The 24,218-nt window shown below is 67.9% G+C and carries 17 protein-coding genes and 1 tRNA gene; 7 read left to right on the top strand and 11 right to left on the bottom strand.

Features of this window, described 5'->3' with window-relative positions; genetic code table 11:
* Positions 1-4: 4 nt before the first annotated feature.
* From ASC93_RS05310 to ASC93_RS05300, 3 genes are all read right to left on the bottom strand, one after another.
* A tRNA-Phe gene (locus ASC93_RS05310) sits at positions 5-80 on the bottom strand.
* A gap of 59 nt (positions 81-139) precedes the next feature.
* The gene (locus ASC93_RS05305; RefSeq protein ID WP_056438232.1) at positions 140-625 is read right to left on the bottom strand and encodes an acyl-CoA thioesterase; all 486 of its coding nucleotides are present in this window, start codon (positions 623-625) and stop codon (positions 140-142) included.
* Positions 626-702: 77 nt separating this feature from the next.
* Entirely contained in the window at positions 703-2,448 is a 1,746-nt protein-coding gene (locus ASC93_RS05300) for a methyl-accepting chemotaxis protein (protein WP_056438229.1), read from the bottom strand.
* Between the two features lie 162 nt (positions 2,449-2,610).
* Between ASC93_RS05300 and ASC93_RS05295 the strand changes: the two genes are divergently transcribed.
* Positions 2,611-3,306 carry an alpha/beta fold hydrolase gene (locus tag ASC93_RS05295; protein WP_056438226.1) on the top strand — a complete coding sequence of 232 codons (696 nt, stop codon included), beginning with the start codon at positions 2,611-2,613 and terminating at the stop codon, positions 3,304-3,306.
* Between the two features lie 9 nt (positions 3,307-3,315).
* On the opposite strand, the gene ASC93_RS31895 is transcribed toward ASC93_RS05295, so the two are convergent.
* The 5 genes from ASC93_RS31895 to ASC93_RS05270 all read right to left on the bottom strand — a co-directional run bounded on the left by ASC93_RS31895 (position 3,316) and on the right by ASC93_RS05270 (position 11,973).
* The gene (locus ASC93_RS31895) at positions 3,316-8,289 is read right to left on the bottom strand and encodes a type I secretion C-terminal target domain-containing protein (RefSeq protein ID WP_267874924.1); all 4,974 of its coding nucleotides are present in this window, start codon (positions 8,287-8,289) and stop codon (positions 3,316-3,318) included.
* Positions 8,290-8,390: 101 nt separating this feature from the next.
* Entirely contained in the window at positions 8,391-9,845 is a 1,455-nt protein-coding gene (locus tag ASC93_RS05285) for a catalase (protein ID WP_056438220.1), read from the bottom strand.
* 280 nt (positions 9,846-10,125) lie between these two features.
* Complete coding sequence (locus ASC93_RS05280; protein WP_056438217.1) at positions 10,126-10,554, bottom strand: organic hydroperoxide resistance protein; 429 nt, start codon at positions 10,552-10,554, stop codon at positions 10,126-10,128.
* A gap of 45 nt (positions 10,555-10,599) precedes the next feature.
* The gene (locus tag ASC93_RS05275) at positions 10,600-11,052 is read right to left on the bottom strand and encodes a MarR family winged helix-turn-helix transcriptional regulator (RefSeq protein WP_056438214.1); all 453 of its coding nucleotides are present in this window, start codon (positions 11,050-11,052) and stop codon (positions 10,600-10,602) included.
* A gap of 72 nt (positions 11,053-11,124) precedes the next feature.
* On the bottom strand, positions 11,125-11,973 hold the full coding sequence (locus ASC93_RS05270) for a CAP domain-containing protein (RefSeq protein ID WP_082547785.1): 849 nt from the start codon (positions 11,971-11,973) through the stop codon (positions 11,125-11,127).
* 127 nt (positions 11,974-12,100) lie between these two features.
* Between ASC93_RS05270 and ASC93_RS05265 the strand changes: the two genes are divergently transcribed.
* The 3 genes from ASC93_RS05265 (at position 12,101) to ASC93_RS05255 (ending at position 16,317) form a co-directional block, all read left to right on the top strand.
* Complete coding sequence (locus tag ASC93_RS05265) at positions 12,101-14,191, top strand: M13 family metallopeptidase (RefSeq protein WP_056438209.1); 2,091 nt, start codon at positions 12,101-12,103, stop codon at positions 14,189-14,191.
* A gap of 34 nt (positions 14,192-14,225) precedes the next feature.
* Entirely contained in the window at positions 14,226-15,083 is an 858-nt protein-coding gene (locus tag ASC93_RS05260; protein WP_056438205.1) for a class I SAM-dependent methyltransferase, read from the top strand.
* 70 nt (positions 15,084-15,153) lie between these two features.
* Entirely contained in the window at positions 15,154-16,317 is a 1,164-nt protein-coding gene (locus ASC93_RS05255; protein ID WP_056438299.1) for a branched-chain amino acid ABC transporter substrate-binding protein, read from the top strand.
* 19 nt (positions 16,318-16,336) lie between these two features.
* Here ASC93_RS05255 and ASC93_RS05250 read toward each other — a convergent pair whose 3' ends face one another.
* The gene (locus ASC93_RS05250) at positions 16,337-16,720 is read right to left on the bottom strand and encodes a hypothetical protein (protein WP_056438201.1); all 384 of its coding nucleotides are present in this window, start codon (positions 16,718-16,720) and stop codon (positions 16,337-16,339) included.
* Positions 16,721-16,838: 118 nt separating this feature from the next.
* On the opposite strand from ASC93_RS05250, the gene ASC93_RS05245 reads away from it, so the two are divergent.
* Together ASC93_RS05245 and ASC93_RS05240 are read left to right on the top strand one after the other, a co-directional pair.
* On the top strand, positions 16,839-17,354 hold the full coding sequence (locus tag ASC93_RS05245; protein ID WP_056438198.1) for a YgjV family protein: 516 nt from the start codon (positions 16,839-16,841) through the stop codon (positions 17,352-17,354).
* Positions 17,355-17,434: 80 nt separating this feature from the next.
* Positions 17,435-20,710 (top strand): DEAD/DEAH box helicase, encoded by a 3,276-nt coding sequence (locus ASC93_RS05240; RefSeq protein WP_056438195.1) that lies wholly within the window; start codon positions 17,435-17,437, stop codon positions 20,708-20,710.
* A gap of 215 nt (positions 20,711-20,925) precedes the next feature.
* On the opposite strand, the gene ASC93_RS05235 is transcribed toward ASC93_RS05240, so the two are convergent.
* A complete protein-coding gene (locus tag ASC93_RS05235; RefSeq protein ID WP_056438192.1) occupies positions 20,926-21,342 on the bottom strand; it encodes an organic hydroperoxide resistance protein in 417 nt (138 codons plus the stop codon).
* 15 nt (positions 21,343-21,357) lie between these two features.
* Complete coding sequence (locus ASC93_RS05230; RefSeq protein ID WP_200958274.1) at positions 21,358-22,362, bottom strand: alpha/beta fold hydrolase; 1,005 nt, start codon at positions 22,360-22,362, stop codon at positions 21,358-21,360.
* A gap of 209 nt (positions 22,363-22,571) precedes the next feature.
* On the opposite strand from ASC93_RS05230, the gene ASC93_RS05225 reads away from it, so the two are divergent.
* On the top strand, positions 22,572-24,110 hold the full coding sequence (locus tag ASC93_RS05225) for a carboxylesterase/lipase family protein (RefSeq protein WP_200958271.1): 1,539 nt from the start codon (positions 22,572-22,574) through the stop codon (positions 24,108-24,110).
* Positions 24,111-24,218 lie beyond the last annotated feature (108 nt).

Here is a 24,218-nt window from a genome sequence, read left to right as displayed (position 1 = left end):
ATCTTGGTGGCCCGGGGCGGAATCGAACCACCGACACAAGGATTTTCAATCCTCTGCTCTACCAACTGAGCTACCAGGCCAAGGCGGCGCAGTATAGCACGGGTTACGCGAAATCCATAATTTTTGTCGCGCCTGCGGTTCAGGAACGCGCCGCCGCCCGTTCCTCGTGCTGGCGGTCGAGCGCCATGCGCAGCTCCTTGCGGCCCTTGGCTTCCTCGTAGCGGCGCTGCTCGTCCGGCCCGAACGGACGCAGGGGCGGGACGGGGACCGGCTGCTTGTCGTCGCCCACGGCCACCATCGTGAAGAAGCAGCTGTTCACGTGGCGCACCTGCTGGGTGCGGATGTTCTCGGCCACGACCTTGATGCCGATTTCCATCGACGTGCGGCCCGTGTAGTTCACGGCGGCCAGGAACGTCACCAGCTCGCCCACGTGGATCGGCTGGCGGAACGTCACCTGGTCGACGCTCATCGTCACGACATAGGTGCCGGCGTAGCGGCTGGCGCAGGCATAGGCCACCTGGTCGAGCAGTTTCAGGATGTTCCCGCCGTGCACGTTACCGGAAAAATTCGCGGTATCCGGTGTCATCAGGACCGTCATGGTGAGTTGGTGGGCGGGCAGGTTCATGGCGTCGTGCGTAAAGAGGAAGGATAGGGACGATGTTGCCTGAGAAACCCACTGACGGCAACCGCCCCTTCTTTTGCTCAGAACTCTTCCCAGTCCGCGTCGACCGTGGCGGCCGGCTTGCGGACGGGCGCGCGCACCGGGGCGGGCGCCATCCGTGCCGGCTTCGCCGTCGCGGGCCTCGCCGCGGGCGCCGGCGCGGGGCGGCGGGCCGGCGGCAGCGCGGGCTTCGTCGCGGTCGGCGCCGGCCGCGCCTTCGCCTCGACGCGGAACAGCGCCACCCGCTCGGCCAGCGCCTGCGCCTGCTCGTGCATCGACTGGGTCGCGGCCGCCGATTCCTCGACGAGGGCCGCGTTCTGCTGGGTCACGCCGTCCATCTGCACGATGGCCTGGTTGACCTGGCCGATGCCGCCGGCCTGTTCGCGGCTGGAGGCGACGATCTCGTTCATGATGCCGGTGACGCGTTTGATGCTGTCGACGATGTCGTGCATCGTCTGCCCGGCCTGGCCGGCCAGGGTCGCGCCGTCGGCGGCGCGCTGGGTCGACGCGTCGATCAGGTCCTTGATTTCCCTGGCCGCGGCGGCCGAGCGCTGGGCCAGGGCGCGCACTTCGGCCGCGACGACGGCGAAGCCGCGTCCCTGTTCGCCGGCGCGCGCCGCTTCCACGGCGGCGTTCAGCGCGAGGATGTTGGTCTGGAACGCGATGCCGTCGATGACGGCGATGATGTCGACGATGCGCTCCGACGAGGCGTTGATCGCGCCCATCGTGTCGACCAGCTGGCCGACCATCGCGCCGCCCTGCTGCGCCACGCGCGCGGCGTCGCCCGCCATGCGGTTGGCTTCGTCGGCGTTGGTCGAGTTCTGGCTGACCGCCTGCGTCAGTTCTTCCATCGACGCCGCCGTCTCTTCCAGCGCCTGCGCCTGGCTTTCGGTGCGCTGCGACAGGTCCTGCGTTTCGCCGGCCATCGCGGCCACGGCGGCAACGATCGTGCCGGTGCCTTCGCGCACGTCGGCGACGATGCCCGCGAGGCTGGCGCGCATGCGTTCGAGGGCGGCCATCAGGCTGTCGTTGTCGCCCGGCCTGAGGGGTACGGCCACGCACAGGTTGCCGTCCGCGATCTCGGCCGCCACCAGCGCCGCGGCGGCCGGCTCGCCGCCCAGGCGCCGGAACAGGACACGCCCGAACACGGTGCCGGCCGCGATGCTGAAGGCGAGCGTGGCGAGGCACAGCGCCGAGAGGACCTTGCTGCTGCGGTCCGCGCTGCCGAGCACCGCGGCGACGCGCGTGTCGATCTCTTTCTGCTGCAGTTCCAGCAGCGCCTTGACCCGGCCGAGATACGCCGTCACGGCGGGCACGAATTCGTCGTCGAAGTACTTGCGGGCTTCCGCGTCCTTGCCGCCGGCCTTGAGGGCCATGACGCGGTCGCGCGTGGCGATGTAGCGCTGGCGCGCCGTGCCGATCTGCCCGAACACGGCATGTTCCTCGGGCGTGTCGAGCAGCGCGCCGACCTGCTGCTGCAGCGCGGTGGTGCGCGTCGTCGAGTCTTGCGTTTCGGGCGCGTAGTACGTCGCGAGTTCCGGATCGGCGGAGCGCGCGATGGACCCCGTGCGCTTGGCGGCGACCGACGTGTTCAGCAGCCAGCCGGAAATCAGGCGCTCCTTGGCGAGCGGCCGCCGGGTGAGGGCCTGGGTGTCGTCCGACAGGACTTGCAGGCGCCAGATGGCGATGGCCGTCGCGAGGAACGACAGGGCGATGACGATGGTGAACGCGAACCTGAGCTGGTTGCGCACGCTGACGCTGATGCGAATGGTGGCGGATGGTTTCATGGGGCTCCTTGGTTTCTCGGACAACAAGAACCAATGAAAGTCGCATCGGAGCCGGTCCGCCTTGAGGCGACTCAGGACAGTGCGCTATATGTCGGCACGCCTATCCGGCGCGGGTGAAAATCGGGAGCGGCAGGGCCGGCGGCCGTCTGCTAGGATGACGGGATGGCTCTCCTGCTTGTCCCCGGCTTCATGGCCGACGAAACCCTGTGGGACGACATGCTGCCGGCGCTGGCGCGCTTCGGCCCCGTCGTCCACGCCGACCTGCGCCACGACACGTCGGTCGAGGCGATGGCGCGCCGCGTCCTCGCGACGGCACCACCTTCCTTTTTGCTCGTGGGTTTTTCGATGGGCGGCTACGTCGCCCGCGCGATCGCGCGCCAGGCGCCGGCACGCGTGCGCGCGCTCGTGCTGATCGCCACGTCCACCCGCGGCGACACGGCCGCGCTGCAGAAGCGCAAGGGCGCGATCGCGAGCGCGGCGCCGTCCATCGCCTTCAGCGGCTTGAGCCGCACGGCCGTCGCCACGTCGCTGCACCCGGACCGCCGCGACGACGACGCGCTGATCGAACGGATACGCGCGATGGGCACGCGTCTCGGCGGCGAGGTGTTCCGGCGCCAGTCGATGCTGGACCGGCCGGGCGACCTCGAACGTTCCGGCGAGATCCGCTGCCCGACGCTCGTCGTGGCGGCCGCGCAGGACCAGTTGCGCAGCATGGAGGAGGCGCGCGAGATGGCGGCCGCGATCCCCTGCGCCACGCTCGCCGTCATCGAGGACACCGGCCACATGATCCCGATCGAGGCGCCGCGGCGCCTGCTCGACGTGATCGTGTCCTGGCTGGCGGCGCACACGGCCGGTTGATGCGCGGCGTCAGCCTTGCCAGGGCGTGAACAGGATGCCGTTCGCGATCAGGTCCGCCACCGCGTCGTGGTTCTCGCCGCTCTCGCTGAACGCGGCCAGCACGTCCGGCAGGCTCGCCTGGCTGGCGTCGAGGACGTGCAGCCAGTAGTCGTACCCGGCCTGCTCCGGTGTCCGGTGCAGCACGTTGTGATACAGCCGGTTCACGAGGTCGGCATTGCTCGCCCCGCCGTACATGTCCTTGAACTCGTTCGACGTCGCAAAGCTGGCCGCCAGGTCCTGCACGGACGAGCCCTTGTCCATCGCACCGATCCAGTAGCCCAACCCGGGCAGGTCCGGCGTACGGTCGAACGCGGCACGATAGAAGCGGTAGGCCGCGCCGGCGCCGCCGTCCGTGTCCAGCGCCAGCGTGGCGTCGGCGAAGGTCACGCGTTCGACGCCCTGCAGCGTGTCGGTGCCGTCGGTGCCGCCCGTTCTCTGGTCGGCCACATGCCAGCCGGCGGCGTCGTGGCTGATCTTGTAGTCGCCTGACTTGCCGTCGTAGCTGGCCGTATCGCGGCCGGTGCCGCCGGCGAGCATGTCGTTGCCGGCGCCGCCGTGCAGGACGTCGTCGCCGTCGCCGCCGTCGAGGGTGTCGTTGCCGGCGGTGCCGGCCAGCTGGTCGGTGCCGGTGGTGCCGGTGTGGGTTTCGCCGGGTGTCGGCGCCGGTGGCGTGGGTGTGGGTGTGGGCGTGGGTTCCGGCGTCGGCGCCGGGGAGGGCAGCGGCGTGGGCGTGGGCGCCACGTCCGGATGCGGATTGACGCCGCCGACGATGTTGTCCGCGACGAGCGTCGATGCCTGCACGTTCTTCAGCGTCAGCGCGGTCTGGAAGCCGGATGGGCCGCCCGGGCCGTCGGTGTCGAACTGCACCAGTGTGTCGGCGCCGTTCTGGTCGAGGCGCAGGTAGCCGCTGCCGAACGGATTGGCGCCGTGGCTGTACGCTTCCAGCAGGGTGGAGAGATCGAGCTTGTCGCCGTCTTTGCCCGCCTGGAAGTCGGTGACGAAGTAATTCGCCCCGGCGCTCGCGCCGGCCACGAACACATCGTGCCCGGTGCCGCCCGTCGCGACGGCCTCGTTGGCGCCGGCGAACGCGGGGTCGACGGTGAACGTGTCGTCGCCGGCGCCGCCGTCGAGGACGACGTGAAAGGCCTGCGTGGCTTCCCGGTTGGCGCTGACGGACAGCGTGTCGTTGCCGCCTCCACCCTGGAGCAGGTCGTTGCCGCCCGAGGTCTGAAGCGTGTCGTCGCCATCGCCGCCGACGAGCGTGTCGTTGCCGTTGCCGCCGAAGAGCATGTCGTCGCCCGCGTCGCCCATGAGGAGGTCGTTGCCGTCCTGGCCGTCGATGTGGTCGTTGCCGTCGCCGCCGTGGATCGTGTCGTCGACGCTGGTGCCGGTCAGTATGTCCTTGCCCGCCGTGCCTTCGAGCAGCGAGCCCTTCGTCGAACCGTCGGTCGGCCAGCCGCCCGTGTTTTCCGGCACGAGTTTCGTCATGTCGACGTTCTTCAGGATGACGATGTCGTGATAATCGTCCGGACCGTTCGCGCCGTCCCGGTCGAGTTGCAGGACCGTGTCGGCGCCGCGCTGCAGGAACCGGTAGTAGCCGCCCGAGAACGGGGTGGCGCCGCTCGGGGCGCCCGTCCAGTACGAGGAGGACGTCAGGACGTCGCCGCCCGCGCCGGCCTGGAAGTCGGTGATGGTGATCGCGATCGGGTCATCGAAGCGGTTCTGGTCGACGCGGTAGGTATCCTTGCCGGCGCCGCCCGACAATTGCACGTCCGCGGCGTTGTCCCCGAACAGGTCGATGTAGAAGGTATCGTCGCCGTCGCCGCCGCTGGCATGGATGACGTCGCCGTCGCGCACGTGGCCGCCTGCCAATATGATGTCCAGCACGTCGTTGCCGCTGCCGCCATCCAGCGTGTCGCTGCCGTACCAGCTGTCCAGCACGTCGTTGCCGGCGCCGCCATGCAGCACGTCGTTGCCCGTCATGATGGTCGAGGGCTGGTTGCCGACGCGGTCGCCGTCCAGGTTGTCGTCACCGGCGCCGCCGTCCAGGGTGTCGTTGCCGATGCCGCCGTCGAGTGTATCGTTGCCGAGACCGCCGCTGAGCGTGTCGTCGCCGGCGCTGCCGATCAGCCAGTCCGCGCCGGTCGTCCCGGTCAGCACGTGGCCGCTGCCGACCACGTCGTAACCGCTCCAGAAATTGTCCGCGCCGAGGGCGGTGTGGTCCACGTTCTTCAGGATCAGCAGGTCGGTGAAGCCCAACGGTCCGCCGCCGTCGCGGTCGGCCAGCAGCACGGTGTCGGCACCGCGCTGTTCGAGTCGCAGATTGCCTTGCGGGCCGAACACCGAATCGTTCGTGGCGCGCGCGATCGCCGACAGGTCGATCCGATCGCCGCCGCTGCCGGCCTGGAAATCGGTGATGGTGACGAGGCTCGTGTCCGTCGCCACTTCGATGACGTAGGTGTCGTGGCCGGCGCCGCCGTGCGCCATCACCTGGCCCCCCCAGCCTCCCAGCGCCAGGATCATGGTATCGTCGCCGTCGCCGCCTTCGAGGTGGAGCGGGCCTGCCGACGGCGTCAGGCCGAAGTCGGTACTTACCTTCAACACGTCGTCGCCGCTGCCGCCGTCGAGTGTATCGTTGTAGCTGTTGCTGTCCAGGGTGTCGTTGCCCAGGCCGCCCAACAGGACGTCGCCGTCGCCATGGTAGACGGTGAGCACGTCGTCGCCGTTACCGCCGTCGAGGGTCGTGTGGCCATGTTCTCCTCGCAGCTGGTCGTTCCCGTCGCCGCCTTCCAGCGTGTCGTTGTACATGCCGGCGAGGTTGTCGTTGCCGCTGCCGCCGAACAGGTGGTCGTTGCCGCTGCCGATCAGCACGTCCTGGCCATCGTCGCCGTACAGCAGGTCGGTGCCGCCTTGCCCGCCCCACAAATAGTCGTTGCCGCCGCCGCCGTGCAGGACGTCGTCGAGGAAGTCGCCGACCAGCGAATCGTCGCCGGCGCCGCCCTGCAGGTCCAGGCCGGCCGGCGAGCCGTCCGGGTGGATACCTATCGGGAAGTTGTCGCTCGTGAGGGACGCCGCGGCGACGTTTTCCAGCACGGCCATCGTCTTGCCCGTCGTGTCGGATGGGTTGGCGAGCTGTACGAGCCGGGTATCGTTGCCGTCCTGGACGAGGCGCAGCACGCCAGCCGCGCCAAACGGATTGCCGAGAAATTCAAAACCGTGAAACAGCGGGACGACATCGAGCACATCACCGCCCTTGCCAGCCTGGAAATCCTTGATGACGAGCGTGTCGGATGGCGTGTCGGTCACGGTGAAGCCGAACGTGTCGATGCCGGCGCCGCCGGTGACGTCGACGACGGCATGCGCGACGTCGCTGGTGCGGTCGATGGTGATGGTGTCGTTGCCGTCGCCACCGTCGACCGTGAAGTGCCACGTCCGGCCCGGCGTCGTGTCGTTCAGGACGATTCGGATCGTGTCGTCGCCGGTGCCGCCGTGCACGACGTCGTTGCCGTTGCCGGCCGTGAGGACATCGTTGCCGGCGCCGCCATCGAGGGTCGAGTCGCCGCGCTCCGCATTGGTCGGCACGCTGGAGCCGTCGATGGTGTCGTTGCCGGCGCCGCCGTCCAGCACGTTGGCGCCGAAGCCGTCCACGAGCGTGTCGTTGCCGTCGCCGCCGGCGAGGGTGTCGTTGCCCGTGCCGCCGGACAGGCTGTCGTTGCCGGTGCCGCCGTCGAGGCTGTCGTTGCCCACGTCGCCGCGCAGTACGTCGTTGCCCGCGCCGCCGTGCACGACATCGTCGCCATAGCCGCCGTCGACAGTGTCGCCGCCGGCCGGCTCGTTGCCGCCGTCGATGACATCCCGGCCGGGTCCGCCGGCGATGCTGTCGCTGCCGGTGCCGCCCGAGATCGTGTCGTCGAGCGCGGTGCCGCTCAGCGTGTCGTTGCCCGGTGTGCCCGTGAGCACGTGGCCCGCATCCGTGCCGGAAGGATCGTAGCCGCCCACGAAGGCGGAGGCCGTCAGGGACGCCAGCTTCGTACCGGCCAGCGTCGCGAGCGGTGTCCAGTCGTGGGCGGTGCCGGCGGCGCCGTCGAGGTCGACGTACAGTTTGACGTCGCTGCCGTCCTGCTCGGCTTTCACATAGCCGGCACCGAAGGGATTGCTGCCCAGGCTGGCCGGCAGCAGCTTGCCGATGTCCAGCTTGTCGCCGCCCGCGGCGGAAAAGTCCGTGATGGTGACGCTGCCGCCCGTCAGGCCATTGCCCAGCACGAAAGTATCGGCGCCGGCGCCGCCGCTCGCGCTCACGCTGGCGCTGCTGTCGTGGCCGAATACGAGCACGTCCTGGCCGTCGCCGCCGCGCACGAGCACGGTGTGCGGCGCGCTGCCCGCGGCGGTGATCGTGATGGTGTCGTTGCCCGTACCGCCATCCACCGTGTCGTTGCCGTCGCCGGCGCCGATGACGTCGTTGCCGCCATCGCCGTAGACCTGGTCGTCGCCGTGGCCGGCATCGATGACGTCGTTGCCGTCGCCGCCATGGATCGTGTCGTTCAGCGGCGTGCCGGTGAGCGTCTCGGCTGCCGCCGTGCCGGTGATGGCCTGACCGGTGATCGATCCGTCAGGCCGGTAGCCGGCCAGGTTGTCCGCGACGAGCCTGGCCGCATCGACGTCCTTGAGGATGACGACGTCCTGGAACGACGCGGCGGTGCCCGTGCCGTCGGCATCGAATTCGAGCACGGCATCGCTGCCGCGCTGCTCGATCTTGTAATAGCCGGCGAACGGCGTCACGCCTTGCCAGTTACCGGTACTGAACGCGTCGAGCACGTCGCCGTTCGTACCGGTCAGGAAGTCGGTGATCGTGACGACGGCGGCGTCCGGCTCCGCCGCGCTGCCGGACATCGCGCCATTCTGAACAACGGTCACGGCCCCCTGCCGCAGGATGAAAGTGGTCATGGTTGCATCTTATTATTCTAAAGAAACAACTATTACCGAACTTGTCCATAATGTCCAGAAGCCCTTGAAAATGAAGGGCTTGGGTGATTTTCTGTGAGAATTTACGCCTGGTTCTGCAGCTTGCGAACCGCCTCCGCCACCCCCTGCCCATACGCCGGATCCGCTTTCAGGAAATGGCCGATCTGGCGATCCTGGATGACGGCATCCGCCCCGGACAGCGAACCCGCGATGTTCTCGATCAGGTTGCGCTTGCCGTCGTCGGACAGCAGGCGGAACAGGTCGCCCGCTTGCGTGAAATGGTCATCGACGGCGCGGGTGTCGTAGCGCCCCGCGTTGCCTTCCACGGGCCAGCCGGCGTCGCCGTGGCCGAAGCCCCCTTGCGCCGGGACGTCCGCATGCACCGGATCGTAATTCGCCGCCGCGCCGCCGTTGGCGACCGCCATCGCGCCGTCGCGTTGCTGGTTGTGGAACGGGCAGCGCGGACGGTTCACCGGCAGGTGCTGGTGGTTCGTGCCGACGCGGTACAGCTGGGCGTCGTGGTAGGCGAACAGGCGTGCCTGCAGCATCTTGTCCGGGCTGTAGCCCAGGCCCGGCACGATGTTCGACGGCGACAGGGCGGCCTGCTCGACGTCGGCGTGGTAGTTGTCCGGATTGCGGTTCAGTTCCAGGATGCCGACGGGGGTGCGCGGGAACTCGCCCTGCGGCCACACCTTGGTGAGATCGAATGCGTCCCAACCGGTCTTCGCCTCCCAGGCGGCGCGCTGGGCGTCGTCCATCACCTGGATCTCCACGCTCCAGCGCGGGAAGTCGCCCTGGGCGATGGCGTGGAACAGGTCGCGCTGGGCATAGTCCGGGTCGACGCCGGCCAGGCGCTGGGCTTCGCTTGCGCTCAGGTTCTTGATGCCCTGCAGCGTCTTGAAATGCCACTTGACCCAGACCCGTTCGCCCGCGTCGTTGATGAGGCTATAGGTGTGGCTGCCGAAGCCGTCCATGTGGCGGTAGCCGTCCGGGATGCCGCGGTCGGAGAACAGGATCGTCACCTGGTGCAGGCTTTCCGGTGCGCGGCTCCAGAAATCCCACACGTTCTGCGCCGATTTGAGGTTCGTCAGCGGGTCGCGCTTTTGCGTGTGGATGAAGTCGGGGAACTTGATGCCGTCCTTCAGGAAGAACGTCGGCGTGTTGTTGCCCACCAGGTCCCAGTTGCCTTCTTCGGTGTAGAAGCGGACGGCGAAACCGCGCGGATCGCGTGCCGTGTCGGCCGAACCTTTTTCGCCGCCGACGGTCGAGAAGCGCAGGAACGTCTCCGTCTGCTTGCCGATGCCTGAGAATAATGCCGCCTTCGTGTACTTGCTGACGTCGTGCGTGACGGTGAAGGTGCCGTAGGCGCCCGAACCCTTCGCGTGCACGACGCGCTCGGGGATGCGCTCGCGGTTGAAATGCTGCAGTTTTTCGATCAGGTGGAAGTCCTGCAGCAGCACGGGGCCGCGCGGGCCGGCCGTGATCGAATTCTGGTTGTCGTCGACGGGGATGCCGGAGGCGGTGGTGAGTTGGGTCATGGTGGCTCTTTCAATGGTTGGGCTATCGATGTTTTTTATTCGATAGCTGTGATCTATTCGCAACCATGGTAGAGCGCGACGGGCATCCATGCAAACTATCTGTTTATATGGATCTCATAGGAAAAATTAATCCAATGAAGCTGCTTAGTGAGCGAAAGCTATTGACCCGGTCGGGAACCGGGGCAGTCGACCGGGGTCAGTCGACCGGGGTCAGAGTCGACCGGGGTCAGAGCCCGATTTTGGGCAATTGCCCAAATCGGGGCTCTGACCCCGGTTTGTGTTAGATCAGGCTCAGCGTGACGTCGATGTTGCCGCGGGTGGCGTTCGAGTACGGGCATACGATGTGGGCCGCGTCCACCAGGTCCTGCGCGACGGCGCGGTCCAGGCCCGGCAGGCTCACGGCCAGTTCCACGGCCAGGCCGAAACCGTTGGGGATCGGGCCGATCGAGACGCTGGCGTCGATGGCGGCATCGGCCGGGACGACGACTTTCTTTTGTGCGGCGACGAACTTGATGGCGCCCATGAAGCAGGCCGAGTAGCCGGCGGCGAACAGTTGTTCCGGGTTGGTGGCGTCACCCTTGCCGCCCATTTCTTTCGGCGGAGCCAGTTTCACGTCCAGCAGGCCGTCGTCGCTGCGGGATTGGCCTTCGCGGCCGCCGGTGGTGTGGGCCTTGGCGGTGTACAGGACTTTATCGAGTTTGGTGGTCATCGGATTACCTTTCAGTGGTTGGGTTCGTACTGCACATAAATCGTTTTACATCGCACCGCCGGCGAGCCTGTCGCGCATGGCCTTGATCTCGCCGGCGAGTCTCACAACTTCCTGCACGTCGCAGCCGGTGGCGCCCAGGATGCACGCCGGGATGCCGGCCGCGTCATCTTTCAGCGCGCGCGCCTGGGCCGTCAGCCGGATCACGACGCGGCGCTCGTCCTGCGGATCGCGGGAGCGGTCGACCAGGCCCTGGGCCTCGAGCCGCTTCAGCAGCGGGGTCAACGTGCCGGAATCCAGGTACAGGCGCTCGCCGATGTCCGACACGCTCAGGCCGTCGCGCTCCCACAGCACCAGCAGCACCAGGTACTGCGGATACGTCACGCCCAGCCTGTCCAGGTGCGGCTTGTACACCTTCGTCATCGCCAGCGATGCCGAGTGCAGTGCGAAGCACAGCTGGTTGTCGAGCAGGAGAGCAGCGTTTGCGTCGTTCGTTTCCATGGGTTGAACTATAGCGCGCAATTCAATTGCGCACAATATATTTATTTTTATGCAGGCTATAGCTTGAATCAATTAACGCGGTGCGCCGAAGACCTGGGTCCAGTACGCGGTGCGGTTGCGGTTCCGCGGATCGATCGCGTAGGCGGCGCCCATTTCCGTGAAGGCCGGGTTCATGATGTTGGCGCAGTGGCCCGGGCTGTCCAGCCAGGACGCGACGGCTTCGTCGACCGTACGCTGGCCCGACGCGATGTTCTCGCCCACGCGGACCCAGCGATAGCCGGCCTTCGTCGCGCGGTCGGCGGGGAGGCTGCCGTCCGGCTGCTTGTGGTTGAAATAGTGTTGATGAGCCATGTCGGCGCTGTGGGCGAGGGCGGCCTGGCCCAGCAGCGGGTTCCACGTGAGCGGTCCGGCGGGGCCGAACGCCTGCGTCCCGCACGTGCGCGGCCGGGCGCGCGCGGCGTTCACGAGCGCGAGGATGTCCTGGCCCGCATTCGACCAGTCCGGCAGCGGCGGAATGACGACGGGCTGCGCCAGTACGATCTGCCAGTCGTCGCCGACGTGTGCCGTGCCCACCGCGGCGAACTCGGCGGCGCGCAGCGTGCGGCAATATTTTTGTCCGATGACGTCCATCGCCGCGCGCGCATCCGGCGGTCCCGTGACCGTGATCGCCTCGGCATGCTCGGCCTCGTAGCCGGCGTCGCGCAGGGCCGGTTCGAGGAAGGTGCCGGGGCCGATGCGGATGCGCGCCAGGGCCGGCTCGACGGCCAGGCGTCCTGCCGGCGCGGCGGGCCGGCCGTCGCAGTCGGCGGGTGCGGCGCGGTACGCGTTGATCAGGTCGGCGAGTTCGTCCGCGCGCGCGGGCACGGCGGCGGCGGCGGCCAACATGGCGACGAACGGGACAAGACGGGCGAAGGCGGGCATGGGAACGATGCAGGAAAGGCTGGAGCATAGATGGGGGCAGCGGCGCGGAATTCCAGCCGGCCTGGACGCTTGGCAGCGGGCAATGGTTCCTTTAGCATCGCAAGCTCACCCAACCGTGGAGACACCCATGAAGCGTACTCTGTGCAGCGCCCTCATCACGGGCCTGCTCGCAGGCCAGGCCTACGCGGCCCCGGCCGACACCGCCGCATCCGCAAACGCAACCGCAAACGCAAACGCATCCTCAACCGCAACCGCCGCCGCGACGCCGTCCGGCGTCGACCGGGCCGCCGTCGATCCGGCCGTCCGCCCGCAGGACGATTTCTTCCGCTACTCGCAAGGCAAGTGGCTGCACGACGTCGACATCCCGGCCGACCGTTCCAGCTGGGGCGCGTTCAATGTGGCGCAAGAAAAGGTCGAGACGCAGATCCGCACCTTGATCGAACAGGCCGCGCAGGACCCGGCCGCCAGGCCCGGCTCGGATGCGCAAAAGATGGGCGACTACTACGCCAGCTTCATCGACCGTGCGCACCGCGACGCGCTCGGCCTGGCGCCGCTGAAGCCCGAACTGGCCCGTATCGCGGCCTTGCGGGACAAGCGGCAACTGGCCGCGCTGGCCGCCCACGTCAGCCGCATCGGCGCGGGCGGTCCGCTCGCGCTGTCGGTCCAGCAGGACAGCAGACATTCGACGCGCTACCTCGTGGACATCTCCCAGTCCGGCCTCGGCATGCCCGACCGCGACTACTACCTGCAGGACGATGCGAAACTGGCCGACACGCGCGCCGGCTACCGGGCGCACGTGGAAAAGCTGCTGGCGCTGGCCGGGCAGCCGGACGCCGCCGGCCAGGCCGCGCGCGTCGTCGCGCTCGAGACGGCGCTGGCGCAGGCGCAGTGGAGCGCCGTCGAGAACCGCGACCCCGTCAAGACGTACAACAAGGTGACGGTCGCGCAACTGGAGGCGCTGGCGCCCGGCTTCGACTGGAGCGTGTGGATGAAGGCGCAGGACATCGCCGGCAAGGCGGATGCCGTCAACGTCAGCCAGCCGGGCTATCTGCGCCAACTGGACGGCATCGTCGCCGCCACGCCGGTCGACACGTGGAAGGCATACTTCACGTTCCGCGTCCTGAGCGCGTACGCGCCGTATCTGTCGCAGCCGTTCGTCGACGAGAGTTTCGCGTTCCGCGGCACGGTGCTGTCCGGCGCGAAGGTCAACCGCCCGACGGAGAAGCTCGCGATCGCCCAGATCAACCGCGACCTGGGCGAGGTCGTGGGCAAGGTCTATGTGGAGCACTACTTCCCGGCCGAGCGCAAGCGCCAGGTCGAGGAGATGGTCCACAACTTCCTGCTGGCCTACAAGGAGAGTATCGAGACGCTCGACTGGATGACGCCCGCCACGAAGAAGCAGGCGCAGGCCAAGCTGGCGAAGATCGCCGTCAAGGTCGGCTACCCGGACAAGTGGCGCGATTATGCCGGCCTCACCGTCAGGCGCGACGACCTCGTCGGCAACGTGATGCGCTCGCGCGAATTCGCGCACCGCTACGCCGTCGCCAAGCTGGGCAAGCCGGTCGACCGCGCCGAATGGCATATGACGCCGCAGACCGTGAACGCCTACTACAGCCCGGAGATGAACGAGGTCGTGTTCCCGGCCGCGCGCCTGCAGGCGCCGCTGTACGATCCGGATGCGGAGCCCGCGATCAACTACGGCGCCGTCGGCATCTCCATCGGCCACGAGATCAGCCACGCATTCGACGACCAGGGCGCCCAGTACGACGGCGACGGCAACCTGCGCAACTGGTGGACGAAGGAAGATGGCGCAAAATTCGCCGCGAAGGGCAAGGTGCTCGTGGCGCAGTATGCCGGCTACAGCCCGGTCGACGGCTATCACCTGAACGGCGAGCTGACGCTGGGCGAGAACATCGCCGACAACGCCGGCGCCGTCATGGCCAGCCGCGCCTACCGGATCTCGTTGCACGGCAAGCCCGCACCCGTGATCGACGGCTTCACGGCCGAGCAGCGCATCTTCATGGGCCTCGCGCAGGCGCGGCGCGGCAAGGCGCGCGACGCGGCGCTCATCGCGCAGGTAAAGTCCGATCCGCACTCGCCGGCGGAATTCCGCGTCAACGGCAGCCTGCGCAACCACCCGGGTTTTTACGAAGCGTTCGGCGTCAAGCCGGGCGACAGGATGTACCTGGCGCCGCGGGACCGCGTCGTGTTCTGGTAAGCGCCGAGCGACACTTTTCAGGAAGGGGAAGCGAATGAACACCGAAGAATCGGGACCGGAGAGCACGGCGGCGCGGGTCGCGTTGTGGCGCGCCCTGCACGTGCAGGCCGACCCGCCGCCGCACGTCTTCACGGACGACGTCGGCCTCGCGCTGCTGGCGCCGGGCGACGGATGGCGCAGCCGTGACGACATGGCGCCGCAGTTCACGCGCCCCTTCCGTGCCTCCATCGTGGCGCGCGCACGTTTTACCGAGGACCTGGTCGTCGAGCAGGCCGGCCGCGGCGTCGGCCAGTATGTGATCCTGGGCGCCGGCCTCGACAGCTTTGCCCAGCGGCGGCCGGAGATCGCGTCGCGCCTCCAGGTGTTCGAGATCGACCGGCCGGGCCCGCAGGCGTGGAAGCGGCGGCGGCTCGTCGAACTCGGTTTCGGCGTGCCCGACTGGCTGCATTTCGTGCCGGTCGATTTCGAGCGGGGCGCGTCGTGGTGGGACGGACTCGCGGCGGCCGGGTTCGACGCGGGCAAGCCGGCCGTCGTCGTGTCCACGGGCGTCAGCATGTATCTGACCCGGGATGCCAACATGGCGACGCTGCGCCGGCTCGCCGCGCTCGCGCCCGGGTCGACCTTTGCCATGACGTTCCTGCTGCCGCTGGACAAGCCCGCTCCGGCGGACCGCAAGGAACTGCAACAGGCGGACGAGGGCGCGCGCGCCAGCGGCACGCCCTTCCTCAGTTTCTTCACCCCGGCCGAGATCCTCGCGCGCGCGCGCGAGGCCGGCTTCGGGGACGTGCGGCATGTGTCGGCCGTCGACCTGACCCGGCGCTATTTCGCGGACCGGACCGACGGCCTCCACCCGCCCGCCAATGGCGAGGAGTTCCTGGTCGCGACGACGTGACCGTTCGGTGGCGCAGCGCGTGCGCGGCCGTGGGGATTACAATCAGGACATCAACCTGAAGGAATTACCCATGCGTCTGATCCGCTTCGCCGCCTTGTTCTCGCTGGCCTGTGTGCCCGCCGCCCACGCCCAATCGCAAGTCAAGATCGGCAGCGCGTCGCCGCTGTCCGGCCCCAGCGCGCACCAGGGCAAGGACATCGAGAACGGCGCCCGCCTGGCGATCGACGACCTGAACGCGCAGGGCGCGACCATCGCGGGCAGGAAGGTCAAATGGGTGCTGCAGGCCGAGGACGACGGCAGCGATCCGAAGCTCGGCACGGCGGTCGCGCAAAAGCTCGTCGACGGCGGCGTGGTGGCCGTCGTCGGCCACCTGAATTCCGGCACGACGGTGCCGGCCTCGAAGATCTATGAGAGCGCGGGCATCCCGCAGATTTCTCCGGCCGCCACGACGCCGCTGTACACGCACCAGGGCTACAAGACGGCGTTCCGCGTCGTCGCCAACGACGACCTCGTGGGCCGCGTGCTGGCAAATTACGCGATCAACACCCTCAAGGCGAGCAAGATCGCCGTCATCGACGACCGCACCGCGTTCGGCCAGGGCCTCGCGGACCAGTTCACGAAGGACGTCAAGAGGATTGGCGGCGCGCAGATCGTCAGCCGCCAGTTCACCAACGACCGCGCGACCGATTTCAACGCCATCCTCACGCAGATCCGCGCGCGCCGCCCCGACGTGATTTTTTATGGCGGCATGGACGCCACGGCCGGCCCCATGCTGAAGCAGATGCAGGCGCTCGGCATCGATGCGAAATTCGTGTCGGGCGACGGTGTGTGCTCGGAAAAGCTGCCGCTGCTGGCCGGCACGGCGCTCGGCGACGACAAGGTCATCTGCGTCGTCGCGGGCGGCGTCGATGCGCCGCTGGAGGCAGGCATGGCGGCCTTCTCGGCACGCTACAAGAAGCGCTACGGCATGGCGTTCCAGACGTACGCGCCGTACGCTTACGACGCCACGCTGGCGTTCGCCGCCGCGATGCGCGCGGCCGGATCGTCCGACCCGGCGAAATTCCTGCCGGCCCTCGCGCACATCAAGTACCAGGGCATCACGGGCACCATCGCCTTCGATGCGAACGGCGACCTGCGCGACGCGGCGCTCACGCTGTACACCTACCGCCGTGGCCGGCTGACGAAGCTGCGGGTCGTGCGCGACAGCAGCGGCAGCGCGGCCGGCGCGCGCTGAGGCGCCGCCGCCGGGGCGCTCAATCCGTCACGACGTGCCAGACGTTCATCTTCTTGTCGCCTTCGCGCTCGCCCGCCTTCTTGTCCTTGACGAACGTGTACAGCGGCTTGCCGTGGTAGGCGAGCTGCTTGGTGCCGTCGTCGCGCACGATGGTCGAATAGGGCGCGGGCAGGGCTGATTCGCCCGCTTTCACGGCGGGCCAGTTTTCCTCGCACGGGCCGGAGCAGGCGCTCTTGCCGCTGCCGGCGACGTCCTTGTCGAAGGTGTAGACCGTCATGCCATGGGCATCGACAAGGATGCCGTCGACCTTCTTGACCGGCGCGGGACCGGCGGCATGGGCGGGCAGGGCGCACAGGGCGCACAGGGTGGAAAGGCAGGCAATACCAAGGTTCACGGCTTTCATGGAGAAGCTCCTGGTTGAAAACATCGGACATCGGTTGTCAGGACTGCCCGGCCATTCTAGACCATAGTGCAGGCTATAATGCGCGGTTCCGGCCGTCCCGCCCAACCTGATTCTCCCCATGTCCCTCGACTGGTTTTCGCCGGCGCAATGCGTCGGCTATATCGCGTTCGTCCTCGGCGTTGCCTGCGCCGTGCAAAAGGACGACCGCCGCTTCAAGCTGTTCATGGCCGGCGAATGCCTCGCCTACATCGTCCACTTCGCCCTGCTCGGCGACCCGACCCCTGTCGCCAGTACGACGATGTCGCTGCTGCGTTCCGTGCTGGCGCTGTACACGCGCTCGCTGTGGGTGGCGGGCGGCGTCGTCGCGATGAACCTCGTCCTCGGCTTGTCGCTCGCCACGCGCATGACGGACTGGCTGCCGCTGGCCGCATCCTGCATCGGCACGCTCGCCCTGTTCCTGCTGCGCGGCGTGCCCATGCGTCTCGTGATGCTGTGCGGGACGTTCCTGTGGATCGCGAACAACATCATCGCCGGTTCGATCGGCGGCACGGCGCTCGAGATCGTGATGGCTGTCGTGAACACGACGACCATCTGGCGCATGGTCCGCGCGGCGCGGGTGGCGCAGCCGGCCTGAGGTCCATCAACGCCGCTCGTGGAGGGCGGCGGGGCGATCGGGGATAATAACGCCTCGATTTGCTTACGATACACCCGCACATGGAATTCACCCGCGACGACATCAGGCGCCAGTTCGATCCCGGCACGTTTGGCCGGGGCGAGGAGTATGCGCGGAAAGGCCGGGTCCTCGGCATCGACCTGGACGGCGACAAGATCTACGGCGAAGTCGAAGGCAGCGGCAACAACGTCTACGAGCAGAAGATCCGCGTGACGAACGGCAAGCACGGCATCCAGTTCAAGGGCGACTGCGGCTGTCCGATGAACTTCAACTGCAAGCACGTCGTGGCCGTGCTGCTGACCATGCTGGACCGTGCCGCGCCGGACGTGCCGATGGCGGCCGAGCGCTGGCTGCAGCAGCTGACGGCGCTGCAGGACTACCTGCACCGAGCCCAGGGACCATCGGCGGACAACGCCTTCCGGATCATCTACGTGCTCGTCCCCGACCGTCATGGCAAGGCATTGAGCCTGCATTCGTACGTGGCGCGCATGAACGGGGACGGCAGCATTGCCGGCGCCGACATCATGAACGACCCACAGTCCCTGCTGACGATGCGGCCGTCCTACGTCCGGTTCGAGGACGAAGAGCCGCTGCTCCTGCTGGCCGCGATGCGTACCGGACAGGCGGCGCCCAGGCCGACGGGCGTGCTCGGCGCCCGGTTGCTGGGCATGCTGAGCGCCGAAGGCCGGCTGTGGCGCGCACGCTCGCAGCATGCGGCCTCGCGGGGCGACCTGCGGCTGATGGCGCCGGGCCCGCGGCGAGCCATCGACATCGCGTGGCGCCAGCATCCGGCCAACCGCGAGGCGGTCGTGCTGGACTGGCATCTCGACGACGGCGGGACGGTCGAGCAGATATTGCCGACCGATCCGATGACCTATCTGGACGATCTCATGCTCGGCGTGCTGGCGGTGCCCGAGCAATTCGCGGGCATGCCGTCGGCGGCCTTGCTGGATCTGGTCGCGCAGGCGCCGATGCTGCGGGCGGAACAGCGCAGCGGGGTGGCCGCACGCCTGGTCGAACTGGGCCTGGACGGGCTCATGCCCACACCGGCAGCGCTCGAGGTGCGCGAGCGGCGCGACGTCGCGCCCGTGCCGTGCCTGCTGCTGGACAGCCTGCAGATGTCGACGCGCCGTGACTGGGTCTGGCGCGACGTGGCCGTCCTGTCCTTCGACTACGACGGCCTCTCCACGGACGGCGTCGACGAACCCGTCGTGCGTCGTGCGCTCGAGGACGGCATCGACGTGATCGTGCGCGATCAGAAGGCCGAAGCCGCCGCTGCCGCCTGGCTGGCCGCGTCCGGCTTCGCCTCGCCGCCGCCGGGCGACCCCTTGCTCGACGACTGGTGGGACGCCCTGGTATTGCCGGACGAGTCCGCGTGGCTGGCCTTCGTGCGCGATGAATTGCCGCGCCTGCGCGCGGCCGGCTGGCTGGTCGAGATCGATGACGACTTCCGCTACGCCGTCGCGGAAGTCGAAGCGTGGTATGCCGACCTGGACGAAGGCGGGCAGGACGGCAGCGGCTGGTTCGACCTCGAACTCGGCGTCATCGTGGCCGGCGAGCGCTATCCGCTGCTGCCGCTGCTGCTGGATATGATCCGCGAGGCACCGACGAAATTCGACGCCGCCGCACTGGCCGCGCGCGCCGATACCGACGAACTCCTGGTCGAATTGTCCGGCCTGACGCGCGTAGCCCTGCCGTGGGGCCGCGTGAAACCCATCCTCGCGACGCTGGGCGAACTGTATTTCAACGACCGCATCGGCGCGACCATCCGCCTGCCCGCGCTGGACGCGGCGCGCCTGGCGGAGCTGGAGCGGGCGGCGCGGATGCGCTGGCTCGGTGGCGACCGTCTGCGCGACCTGGGCCGCAAGCTGCACGATTTCTCCGGCATCCGCCCGGTGGACGTGCCGGCCGGCCTGTGCGCGCAACTGCGCCCTTACCAGCGCACGGGGCTGGACTGGATGCAATTCCTGCGCGAATACGGCTTCGGCGGCATCCTGGCCGACGACATGGGCCTCGGCAAGACAATCCAGACGCTCGCCCACATCCTCGTCGAAAAGGAGGCGGGCCGGCTCGACGCGCCGGCGCTCGTCGTCGCCCCGACTAGCCTGATGGGCAATTGGCAGGCGGAAGCGGCACGCTTTGCGCCGGGCTTGCGCGTCCTGCTCCTGCACGGCAAGGACCGCAAAGCGTTATTCGACCAGGTCGGCGAGGCCGATCTCGTCCTGACGACCTACGCGTTGCTGGGCCGCGACGAGCCGGCGCTGCGCCAGCACCGCTACCACCTCCTGATTCTCGACGAAGCGCAGTACATCAAGAACAGCCGCGCGAAGGCGGCGCAGACGGTGCGCCTGCTCGACGCGCGTCACCGCCTGTGCCTGACCGGCACACCGGTGCAGAACCACCTCGGCGAATTGTGGTCGCAGTTCCACTTCCTGATGCCGGGCCTGCTGGGCGACGAAAAACAGTTCAATGCCGTGTTCCGCAAGCCGATCGAGAAGGACGGCGACGCCCTGCGCAAGGACTTGCTGGCGCGGCGCCTGAAACCCTTCATGCTGCGGCGTACGAAGGACAAGGTGGCGACCGAACTGCCGCCCAAGACGGAGATCGTGCTGCCCATCGAGCTCGACGGCGCCCAGCGCGACCTGTACGAAACCGTGCGCGTGGCGATGGACAAGAAGGTCCGCGACGCGATCGACAGCAAGGGCCTGGCGCGCAGCCACATCGTGATCCTCGACGCCTTGCTGAAACTGCGCCAGGTCTGTTGCGATCCGCGCCTGCTGGACGCGGCCGCGAAGGCCGGCTCCGCCAAGCTGGACGCGCTGCTGGAACTGCTCGACACCTTGCTGAGCGAGGGGCGCAACGTCCTCGTGTTTTCCCAGTTCACCAGCATGCTCGCATTGATCGAGGACGCCTTGCGCGCGCGCTCCATCGATTATGCGTTGCTGACCGGCGACACGCTCGATCGCGCGGCGCCCGTGGCCGCGTTCCAGCGGGGCGATGTGAACGTATTCCTGATCAGCCTGAAAGCGGGCGGCGTCGGCCTGAACCTGACCGCGGCCGATACCGTCATCCACTACGATCCGTGGTGGAATCCGGCCAGCGAAAACCAGGCGACCGACCGCGCCTGGCGCATCGGCCAGGACCAGCCCGTGTTCGTCTACAAGCTGATCGCGCGCGGCACGCTCGAGGAAAAAATCCAGGAAATGCAGCGGCGCAAGGGCGAACTCGCCAATGCCGTGCTGGATGCGGAAGGCGGGCTGGCGGCGGCCATCGGACCGGACGATTTGCGGGTGCTGCTCGCGCACACCGTGCATTAACGTACGGACGCCCGCGTCCGCCTCCGGCATCCTGAACCCATGATCAATTCGCTGACGAAAGGAGAACGATCATGGGCAAATACTTCCTGGCCTGGATCCTGGGCGTTCCGGCAATCGTGCTGGTCATCCTGTACCTGTTTTTCCACTGATCGCGGAAGCTCGCGACAAAGCACGACGCACGACGCCACCAGCCGGTGGCGTCGTCGTTTTGGGGATCAGGCCAGCGTGATGGCGACGTCGATGTTCCCGCGCGACATTTTCGAATACGGGCAGCGCTGGTGCGCGGCCTCGATCAGCCCCGCGGCGACCTCGCGCGGCACGCCGGGCAGGCTCACGGCCAGGCGGGCCTGCAGCGCATAGCCGTCGGTGCCGGTGCCGAGGTCGACTTCGGCATCGACCGCCGTGTCCGCCGGCAGGGCGACATGCCGTTCCCGCGCCGCCAGTCCCATGGCGCCGATGAAGCAGGCCGACCAGCCGGCCGCGAACAGTTGCTCCGGATTGGTGCCCGTGCCGGCGCTGCCCGGCGGCGACAACGTGATGTCGAGACGCCCGTCTTCACTGCGCGCGCCGCCTTCGCGACCGCCGGTGGTGCGGGTTTTACCGGTGTACAGAACCTTGTCGATCTTGCTCATGATATCTCCTTGGGATTACAGGTGGTTGACGGCGATGACGGCATCGGCAAAGGCGCGCGGCGCTTCCTGCGGCAGGTTGTGGCCCACGCCGCCTTTGATGAGTTCATGCTTGTATTTGCCGGTGAAACGCTTGGCGTACGCGGCCGGTTCCGGGTGCGGCGCGCCGTTGGCGTCGCCTTCCAGCGTGATCGTCGGCACGGTGATGGCCGGGAACGTCGCCAGGCGGGCTTCCAGCTTCTCGTATTTCGCTTCGCTTTTTTCCAGGCCGAGGCGCCAGCGGTAGTTGAAGACGGTGATGGCGGCGTGGTCCGGATTGTCGAGGGCGGCGGCGCTGCGGTCGAAGGTGCGGTCGTCGAAATGCCACTGCGGCGATGCCGTTTGCCAGATCAGCTTGGCGAAATCGTGGTGGTTCTTTGCGTAGCCGGCCGCGCCGCGCTCGGTGGCGAAGTAGAACTGATACCACCATTGCAGCTCGGCCTTCGGCGGCAGCGGCTGCTTGCCGCTTTCCTGGCTGCCGATCAGGTAACCGCTGACGGACACCAGGCCCTTGACCCGCTCGGGCCACAGCGCGGCGACGATGTCGGCACTGCGCGCGCCCCAATCGTAGCCGGCCAGCGTCGCCTTGTCGATCTTGAGGGCATCCATCAGGTCGATGACGTCCTGTGCCAGCGCCGCCGGTTCACCGTTGCGCACGGCGTGCGCGTCGAGGAAGCGCGTCGTGCCGTAGCCGCGCAGGTAGGGCACGATCACCCGGTAGCCGGCCTTCGTCAGCTGCGGCACGACCTCGTCATAGCTGTGGATGTCGTAGGGCCAGCCGTGCAGCAGGATCACGACGGGACCGTTGGCCGGACCGGCGTCGACGTAACCGACGTTCAGCACGCCGGCATCGATCTGCTTGATGGCCGGGAACGCGGCCGGGGCCTGGCCGGCCGTCTGTGCGTGGGCCGTGCCGAGCGCGGTGACGGCGAGGACGGCGGCGCCGAGGACGTTGCGAAGCTTGCGGCTCATGTGCTGGGTCATGTGCTGGTTCATGTGATTTCTCCGGTGATGGTCAGATGGTCTGCTGTAAATTGCTTATCGCGATAATCATTATGTCGATAACTTTATCCGACGACATCGGGCTTTGCAAGCACAAAATCCATTATTTCGATAATTATTTTTCCTGCAGCGATCCGGGCGCAAAGTGGGGCCGCTAGAATGATCATTTCGACAAGCAAAGAGGAGACACCATGGGACCTATGCGGACCACGGCCCTGGTCGCAGGATGCCTGCTGGCCTGCGTGGCCCAGGCGGCACCGGTGACGGACCCGGTGAAAGTGACGGGCGGACAGATCGTCGGCACCTCCGCCGACGGCGTGAAGGCATATCTCGGCGTCCCGTTCGCTGCGCCGCCGGTGGGCAAGCTGCGCTGGCGTGCGCCGCAGGCCGTCGCGCCGTGGCAGGGCGTGAAGCAGGCGCGCGAATTCGCGCCCGCCTGCGCCCAGACGGCGCCGTGGGTGCCGAATCGGAAAAGTGAAGACTGTCTCTATCTCAACGTCTGGACGCCCGCCAAGGCGCAGAAGCTGCCGGTCATCGTCTGGATCCATGGCGGCGGTTACTACGGCGGCACGGCCGCCATGCCGATGTTCGACGGCGGCACGCTGGCGCGGCGCGGCGTCGTCGTCGTCACGATCAATTACCGCCTCGGCATCTTCGGCTTCTTTGCCCACCCCGAGCTGACGGCGGAGTCGCCCGACAAGGCGTCGGGGAACCAGGGCATCGAAGACCAGATCGCGGCGCTGCGCTGGGTGAAGGAGAATATCGCGGCCTTCGGCGGCGACCCCGGACGCGTCACCATCATGGGCGAATCCGCGGGCGGCGAATCCGTCGCGCTCCTCATCGCGACGCCGCTGGCGAAAGGCTTGTTCCAGCGCGCGATCTCGCAAAGCGGCAACGACGCCATTCCCATCGACGCGAGCGAAAACGCGCTGTTCTACCGCCGGACGGCGGAAAACGAAGGCCTGGCGTTCGCCAAGGCCGTCGGCGCGGCGCACCTGGCGGACTTGCGCGCGCTGCCCGTCGACGCGCTGCAAAAACTGGCGTGGGCGCCGCACCCGATCGTCGACGGCCACGTGCTGCGCGAAGACATGACGACGCTCTATCGCAACCACCGCCAGAACGACGTGCCGCTGCTCGCCGGCTGGAATGCGGAAGAGGGCAAGGATCTCGCGCCCGAAATCCTCGGCACCGACCAGTTCACGGCCGCGCATCACCGGGCGCTGGTGACGAAGCTGCTGGGCCATGCGCCGTCGGCGGCCGTGCTGGCGGCGTACCCGGGCGCGACGGACGCCCAGGCCAAGGCTTCCATCGACCGGCTCACGAACGACTGGTGGGGCTGGCGCACCGTGTACTGGGCCGGACTGCAGGCGCGGTACGGCCGGGCCAGGCCCTATGTCTATTATTTCGCGCACCGGCCGGCGGAACCCGTGACGCCATGCGGCTACGGTTGCGGGGCAGGGCACGGCGCGGAGATCCAGTATGTCTTCGACCATCTCGGCCAGGACGCGCGGCCGTGGTCCGCCTACGACCGGCAACTGGCGACCCGGCTGGCCGATACCTGGGCCAGCTTCGCGCGCACGGGCAGTCCGAACGGCAAGGGATTGCCGGCCTGGCCGGCGTTCGACGGGACGCCCGCGTCGATCTTGCGCATCGGCGACAAGGCCGACCTGGATGCGCGCGGCAAGCTGCCCGACTTTTCGTTGTTTCCGCAGCCTGTGACGAACCAATGACGCTGCGCTCGCTGTCAGGCCGGGTTGTACGCAACATGTTGTATTTGCGCTGAACTACCGCCAGCTCGCACCAACGTTGCGACTGCGCAAGGAGGGGACTGCTAAGAT

It is taken from the genome of Massilia sp. Root335, from assembly GCF_001425685.1.
GTDB lineage: Bacteria > Pseudomonadota > Gammaproteobacteria > Burkholderiales > Burkholderiaceae_D > Telluria > Telluria luteola.
The sequence above is the reverse complement of the archived record's forward strand: the minus strand, read 5'-3'. Positions and strand labels throughout refer to the sequence as shown.